Origin of the sequence: Nocardia aobensis NBRC 100429 (genome assembly GCF_000308375.1) — a bacterium.
Lineage (GTDB): Bacteria > Actinomycetota > Actinomycetes > Mycobacteriales > Mycobacteriaceae > Nocardia > Nocardia aobensis.
Genome location: NZ_BAFQ01000074.1, coordinates 21,702 through 28,006 on the forward strand (window position 1 = coordinate 21,702; position 6,305 = coordinate 28,006).

At 68.3% G+C, this 6,305-nt stretch carries 7 protein-coding genes; 5 read left to right on the forward strand and 2 right to left on the reverse strand.

Translation table 11 applies throughout. From position 1 onward, the window contains the following. Nucleotides 1-185: 185 nt before the first annotated feature. The 4 genes from infC (at nucleotide 186) to RJ03_RS10250 (ending at nucleotide 2,492) form a co-directional block, all read left to right on the forward strand. The gene (gene infC / locus RJ03_RS10235) at nucleotides 186-866 is read left to right on the forward strand and encodes a translation initiation factor IF-3 (protein WP_036500642.1); all 681 of its coding nucleotides are present in this window, start codon (nucleotides 186-188) and stop codon (nucleotides 864-866) included. A gap of 66 nt (nucleotides 867-932) precedes the next feature. Then, the gene (gene rpmI, locus RJ03_RS10240) at nucleotides 933-1,127 is read left to right on the forward strand and encodes a 50S ribosomal protein L35 (RefSeq protein ID WP_030518931.1); all 195 of its coding nucleotides are present in this window, start codon (nucleotides 933-935) and stop codon (nucleotides 1,125-1,127) included. 73 nt (nucleotides 1,128-1,200) lie between these two features. Next, entirely contained in the window at nucleotides 1,201-1,581 is a 381-nt protein-coding gene (rplT, locus tag RJ03_RS10245) for a 50S ribosomal protein L20 (RefSeq protein ID WP_025348785.1), read from the forward strand. Nucleotides 1,582-1,652: 71 nt separating this feature from the next. Next, nucleotides 1,653-2,492 carry a TrmH family RNA methyltransferase gene (locus RJ03_RS10250; RefSeq protein ID WP_036500662.1) on the forward strand — a complete coding sequence of 280 codons (840 nt, stop codon included), beginning with the start codon at nucleotides 1,653-1,655 and terminating at the stop codon, nucleotides 2,490-2,492. Nucleotides 2,493-2,620: 128 nt separating this feature from the next. Here RJ03_RS10250 and RJ03_RS10255 read toward each other — a convergent pair whose 3' ends face one another. Together RJ03_RS10255 and RJ03_RS10260 are read right to left on the reverse strand one after the other, a co-directional pair. Beyond that, entirely contained in the window at nucleotides 2,621-5,035 is a 2,415-nt protein-coding gene (locus RJ03_RS10255) for an MFS transporter (protein WP_036500645.1), read from the reverse strand. 189 nt (nucleotides 5,036-5,224) lie between these two features. Then, the gene (locus tag RJ03_RS10260; RefSeq protein WP_036500648.1) at nucleotides 5,225-5,797 is read right to left on the reverse strand and encodes a TetR/AcrR family transcriptional regulator; all 573 of its coding nucleotides are present in this window, start codon (nucleotides 5,795-5,797) and stop codon (nucleotides 5,225-5,227) included. Between the two features lie 143 nt (nucleotides 5,798-5,940). Here RJ03_RS10260 and RJ03_RS10265 point away from each other — a divergent pair. Next, on the forward strand, nucleotides 5,941-6,305 hold a 365-nt coding region (locus RJ03_RS10265), incomplete at its 3' end, for an MFS transporter (protein WP_036500650.1).

The window sequence follows — 6,305 nt, forward strand, 5'->3', positions numbered from 1 at the left end:
TGGTCCGGTCACCCGCCGTTTGCGGCGGGTTCTCGCTCGGATCCGTCCGTGGCGAGGTCGAGGTGGCAGTCCTGTTGGTGGACGCCCGCGGCGACCGGTCGACATTCGGGCCCCGTGGCGGTGAAATACCGCAACGGGGCTTTCGTGTTGGGTATGGGGTTGCAGTTGTTGCTCGCGGTCGTTGGATGACACCGCTTGACCTAGGAGGCCCCATCAGCACTGAGACCCGCATCAACGATCGCATCCGCGTCCCCGAGGTCCGACTCATCGGACCGGGGGGTGAGCAGGTGGGGATCGTGCGTGTTGAAGATGCACTACGCGTCGCCCAAGAGGCTGACCTCGACCTCGTCGAGGTCGCACCGGACGCGCGTCCACCGGTCTGCAAGATCATGGACTACGGCAAGTTCAAGTACGAGACCGCGCAGAAGGCGCGCGAGTCCCGCAAGAACCAGCAGCAGACCGTGATCAAGGAGCAGAAGCTCCGTCCGAAGATCGATGACCACGACTACGCGACCAAGCGGGGACACGTGATGCGGTTCCTCGAGGCCGGGTCGAAGGTCAAGGTCACCATCATGTTCCGTGGTCGCGAGCAGTCGCGTCCCGAACTCGGTTTCCGGCTGCTGCAGCGGCTGGCCTCCGATGTCGCCGACCTCGGCTTCGTGGAGACCTCCGCCAAGCAGGACGGCCGGAACATGACGATGGTCCTCGCACCTCACAAGGGTGCGAAGACCCGGGTGAAGGCGCAGACCGCCGCGCAGCAGACCGCGCAGCGTGGTTCGGCGCCGGGCAGTTCCGCGCCCGCTGGGGGCGACGCTGCGGCCGGTTCGGCGCCCGCGCCGGAAGCCGAAGCGGCCAGCCCGCAGTAAACCGATACAGCACCGGCGGTATCGCACGACGCGATGCCGCCGGAACGAGACAAGATTGAGGAATCCATGCCGAAGATGAAGAGCCACAGCGGCACCTCGAAGCGATTCAAGGTGTCCGGTCGCGGCAAGCTGCTGCGCCAGCAGGCGAACCGTCGCCACCTGCTCGAGCACAAGTCCAGCCGCCGGACTCGTCGTCTGGACGGCACGGAGGTCGTCGCGCCCGCTGACGTCCGTCGCGTGAAGAAGCTGCTCGGTATCTGAGCGCGCTCGCGCACCGTTCCCTCTCCCAACCTGTGGGCGCCGCCGCGCCCCTCGATCGAACAAGGACTGACCAGTGGCACGCGTCAAAAGGGCCGTCAACGCTCAGAAGAAGCGCCGTTCCGTGCTCGAGGCCTCCAAGGGCTACCGCGGGCAGCGCTCGCGGCTGTACCGCAAGGCCAAGGAACAGCAGCTGCACTCGCTCACCTACGCCTACCGGGACCGCCGGGCGCGCAAGGGTGACTTCCGCAAGCTGTGGATCGCGCGCATCAACGCCGCGGCTCGGCTCAACGACATCACCTACAACCGCTTCATCCAGGGCCTGAAGGCCGCGGGCGTCGAGGTCGACCGCAAGATCCTCGCCGAGCTCGCCGTCTCCGACGCCGAGGCGTTCGCCGGCCTGGTGGCGGTGGCCAAGGCCGCCCTGCCGGAGGATGTCAACGCCCCGGCCGCCTGAGCTGCGACCAGTTGACCAACACGTCGAAACGACCCGCGGAGCGCGGCTCCGACGACCGGACGAATCCGGAACTGTCGGAACGCAACCCGCGGGTCGTTTCCGCTGTCAAACTCCACCGCTCCGCATCGCGCCGCAAAACCGGCCTGTTCCTGGCCGAGGGCGCCAATTCCGTGGCCGCGGCCCTGGATACCGAGCGGGTCGAGGAGCTGTTCTACTCGAGTCGGGCCGCCGAACGCGAACACGAACTGGTGGCCACGGCCGCCGCGCAGGGCGTGCGCACCAGCCTGGTGAGTGAGCGGGCCGCCGAACATCTGGGGGAGACCGTCACGCCGCCGGGGTTGGTGGCGGTGTGCCGGCTCGTCGATGTGCCGCTGGGGCAGGTGCTTTCGGGCACCGTGGAGACGCGCGGGGCCGAAGGCCGAGCGGCTACTTCTCGCATGCTGGCGGTGCCGGTCGAGATGTCCGATCCGGGTAATGCGGGAACTCTGATTCGCGTGGCCGATGCCGTCGGCGCGAACGGTGTCGTGCTGGCCGGTGATTCGGTGGATCCGCACAACGGCAAATGTGTGCGCGCCTGCGCGGGCAGCCTGTTCCACGTCCCGATCGCGCGCGACCGCGATGTCGATGCGGTGCTGACGACCCTGCGCGACAACGACATCACCGTCCTGGCCACCACCGCGCGCGGTGAGGTCGACCTCGACGACGCCGACGAGCTGCTCCGCTCCGCGGGCGAATCCGGCGGCACCGCATGGCTTTTCGGTAACGAGGCGCACGGGCTGGACCCGGCCGTCGCCGCCCGCGCCGACCACCGCATCCGCATCCCCATCCACGGCCGCGCGGAAAGCCTGAATCTGGCCGCCGCCGCCGCGATCTGCCTCTACGCCGACGCCCGGGTACGGCACCGCCCATAGCACCCGCTCAACTCCAGCGCGACAGCCACGGTGCCCAGGTCGGTCACGCAGATCGTGCCGGACCGGACTGGTCCCGAATACGACTGTGGGCGCCGGATATTCGTATCCGGCGCCCACACTGTCGCCGATCAGTCGCGCGGGTGCGCCAACTCGATCACGTGGTCGTCACCGGTGCCCGCGGCCAGGGTCAGCGTGGAGGTGGTCGCCGGGTAACCGGCCGCCACCACCGTGTAGTCGCCGACCGCCAGATTGGCGAACAGGTAGCTGCCGTCCGCGTCGGTGGTGGTGCTGTCGATCACCGCACCCCCCGCGTCGACGAGGGTCACCCGGGCATCGCGCAGCGGACCGTGGGCGCCGTGCACGACACCCCGCAGTTGCGCGCCGCGCGAGAGCGCCACGTCGAGCTGGGTGATGCCCTGGCCGGCGACCTCCGCCGGCAACGCGACCGGCTGGAACGTGGCGGCGTTGACCGCGACGGTCACCGGTCCGGGAACCAGTTCGGTCAGCGCGTAGTCGCCCTCGGGGCCGGACGCAGCCGCCGCCAGGACGTCACCGCGGCTGTCGGTGACGATCACCAGCGCATCGGCCACCGGTGTGCCGTCGTCGGCCGCTCGCACGGTGCCGGCCAATCCGCTCATACCGCTCAGGCGCACATCGTGTTCCAGCGGTCGCGTACCCACGGTGATCGGCGTGGCCTGCGGCTGGAAACCGTCGGCCGAGGCGATCAGCACATAGGATCCGGGTTCCGGTGCGTCGAGCGCGTAGTGCCCGTCGCCGCGGGCGATGGCACGGCCGATCTGGCGGCCGGTGGGGGAGATCAGGGTGAGCGCGGTGCGTGTCACCGGTGAGCCGTCACCGGCCTGCACGCGGCCGTGGATCGTGATTCCGGTGCTCACGAACTCCTCCGGCACCAGGCCCGAGGCGTCCTCGGCCATGATCTGTGCCGGGAGCACCGGCTCCGGTCCCGATTCGGCGGACTGGGCCAGCGCGCCGGTGGTCCGCAGCGCGACCTCCTTGATGAACAGGGTCAACAGGAAGGCGACCAGCGCGATCGGCGCCGCGATGAGGAACACATCGGCGATGCCGTGACCGTAGCCGTCCTCGACGACCGTGCGGACCGGGCCGGGCAGGGCGGAGATGTCCGGGATCTGGTTGCCACCGCCCATGGCTCGGGCCGCGGCCGGGTTCAGATGGCTCAGCCCGTCGCTGATGTAGTCCTTCACCCGTTCGGCCATCACCGCGCCGAGCGCCGAGACGCCGATCGCACCGCCGAGGCTGCGGAAGAACGTGACCAGCGAGCTGGCCGCGCCGAGTTCGTGCGGCGCCACCTGATTCTGGGTGCACAGCACCAGGTTCTGCATCGTCATACCGATGCCCAGGCCCATCAAGGCCATGTAGATCGCGACCAGCCAGTAGTTGGTGTCGTAGCGGATGGTGCCGAGCAGGCCCAGTCCGGCGGTCACCAGGAAGCCGCCGGTGACCAGCCACGCCTTCCACCGTCCGGTGCGGGTGATGATCTGGCCCGACACCGTGGAGGAGATGAACAGGCCGCCGATCATCGGGATGGTCATGATGCCCGACATCGTGGGCGATTCGCCGCGCGCCAGCTGGAAGTACTGGCTGAAGAACACGGTGCCCGCGAACATCGCGACACCGATGAACAGCGAGGCGGCCGAGGCGAGGCTGATGGTGCGGTTGGCGAACAGGTGCATCGGCACGATCGGCTCGGCGGCCCGCAGTTCGGCGAAGACGAACAGCACGGCCAGTGCGACGGCGCCGAGCACCATCACCAGGGTCTGCCAGGAGGCCCATGCGTACTTGTCGCCGGCGAAGGTGACCCACACCAGCAGCAGGCACACCGCCGCGGTGACGAGAAATGCGCCCAGCCAGTCGACCTTCACCTCGCGCCGGGTGACAGGCAGACGCAGCGTGCGCTGCAACACGATCAGGGCGATCACCGCGAACGGCACACCGACGTAGAAGCACCAGCGCCAGCCCAGCCAGCTGGTGTCGGTGATCACACCGCCGAGCAGCGGGCCGCCGACGGTCGCCACCGCGAACACCGCGCCCAGGTAGCCGCTGTAGCGGCCGCGTTCGCGCGGGGAGATCATCGCGGCCATCACGATCTGGGCCAGCGCGGACAGACCGCCCGCGCCGATGCCCTGCACCGCGCGGCAGGCGATCAGCATGCCCGGATTCTGCGACAGGCCCGCGACCACCGAACCGGCCACGTAGATCAGCAGGGCGATCTGAACCAGCGCCTTCTTGCTGAACAGGTCGGCGAGTTTGCCCCACAGCGGGGTGGTGGCCGTCATCGCGAGCAGGGAGGCGGTGACGACCCAGGTGTAGGCGGATTGTCCACCGCCCAGCGTGCCGATGATCTTCGGCAGCGCGTTGGTCACGATCGTGGAGGAGATGATCGCGACGAACATGCCCAGCAGCAGGCCGGACAGGGCCTCCATGATCTGCCGGTGCGTCATCGCCGCCGTTTCACCCGACTCCGGGGATCTGCGCGCGGCGTCGTTCGCAGAGGTGATTGCCATCGTTCTCTTTCCGGAAGCGGTCGATGCGGCGGTCGGGCGGTGGGGCCGATCTCGCCGCAGCAAGAGGTGTTCGGGGGATATCAAACAAGTTGATTAACGAAAGTAACTATAATCCTGTGAGAACGCTGCGCAAAGGCCGAAGGGGCGGTGTGCTCGATCACATCGGCGCAGAGGCGGCGAAACGCCTGGTCAGTCGTCCTGGAGGCAGGCGTTGATTTCCTCGGCCCAGCGGGTCGGCACCGCGTCGGGGCCGATCACCTGCATGGCTGTCATCACTGTGATGAGCATGCCGGTGGCCATGAATTGACGGGCGTCGTCGGCATCGGCGCCGGTGAGTTCGCGAACCAGTTCGTAGATGCGGCCGAAACGCTCGCGGACGTGGTCGCCGATCGCCGGATCGGCGCTGGCGGAGAAGCCGTGCAACATGAGGAGCGGCAATTCCCGTTCGGCGAGGAAGGTCTCGTATCCCTTGCCGAGTGCCTGCAAGGCTTCCTGGGCGGTCGCGGTCGGCGGCGCGTCGGCGCGCGCCGCGCGGAAGACCTCTTCGATCCGCCCGCAGGCCTGGTTGACCGCGGCGACGAACAATCGTTCCTTGGTGCCGAACAGCCGGATCACGTAGGGCTGCGACACTCCGGCGAGCCGGGCGATCTCGTCGGTTTTCGTTGCGGCGTAACCGGTTTCGGCGAACGCGGTGACCGCGGCGGCCAGTACCTGCTCGCTGCGCTCGGCTGCGGTCAGGCGCGTGCGGGTCGAGTCCGCCATGGTCCTCCTTACGTCGTCCGACGGTCACGGTAGCGCGGTGCGAGCGGGCGTAGAGCCCGGCATCGCCACCTGTTGACATGTTATCAGCGAATGCATACTCTTTCGACATCAAGTTATCAGTCGATAACAACAAAGGATCTGCGATGACCACCACCCTCGAAACCACCCCCCGCGCCGGCTCCTCCGGCGCCACCACCAGGCCGCTCGGCGCGATCCTCGCCGCCGTCGGCATTCCGATGTTCATGGTCACCCTGGACAATCTGGTCGTCACGAACGCGCTCCCGGTGATCCGCACGGAACTGGGCGCGTCCCTGGCCGACCTGCAATGGTTCGTCAACGCCTACACGCTGTCTTTCGCGTCGCTGCTGCTCACCGCCTCGGCGCTGGGCGACCGCTTCGGCCGCCGCCGGATGTACCTGGCGGGAATCGCCCTGTTCACCCTCGCGTCGGCGGCATGCGCGCTGGCGACCGAGCCGTGGATGCTCATCCTCGCCCGGGCGATACAGGG

Excerpts from the sequence above, each read along its gene's own strand:
- RJ03_RS10260 (WP_036500648.1), bottom strand. The coding sequence starts at position 5,797 with ATGGCGGACTCGACCCGCACGCGCCTGACCGCAGCCGAGCGCAGCGAG.
- rpmI (WP_030518931.1), top strand. The coding sequence starts at position 933 with ATGCCGAAGATGAAGAGCCACAGCGGCACCTCGAAGCGATTCAAGGTG.
- RJ03_RS10255 (WP_036500645.1), bottom strand. The coding sequence starts at position 5,035 with ATGGCAATCACCTCTGCGAACGACGCCGCGCGCAGATCCCCGGAGTCG.
- infC (WP_036500642.1), top strand. The coding sequence starts at position 186 with ATGACACCGCTTGACCTAGGAGGCCCCATCAGCACTGAGACCCGCATC.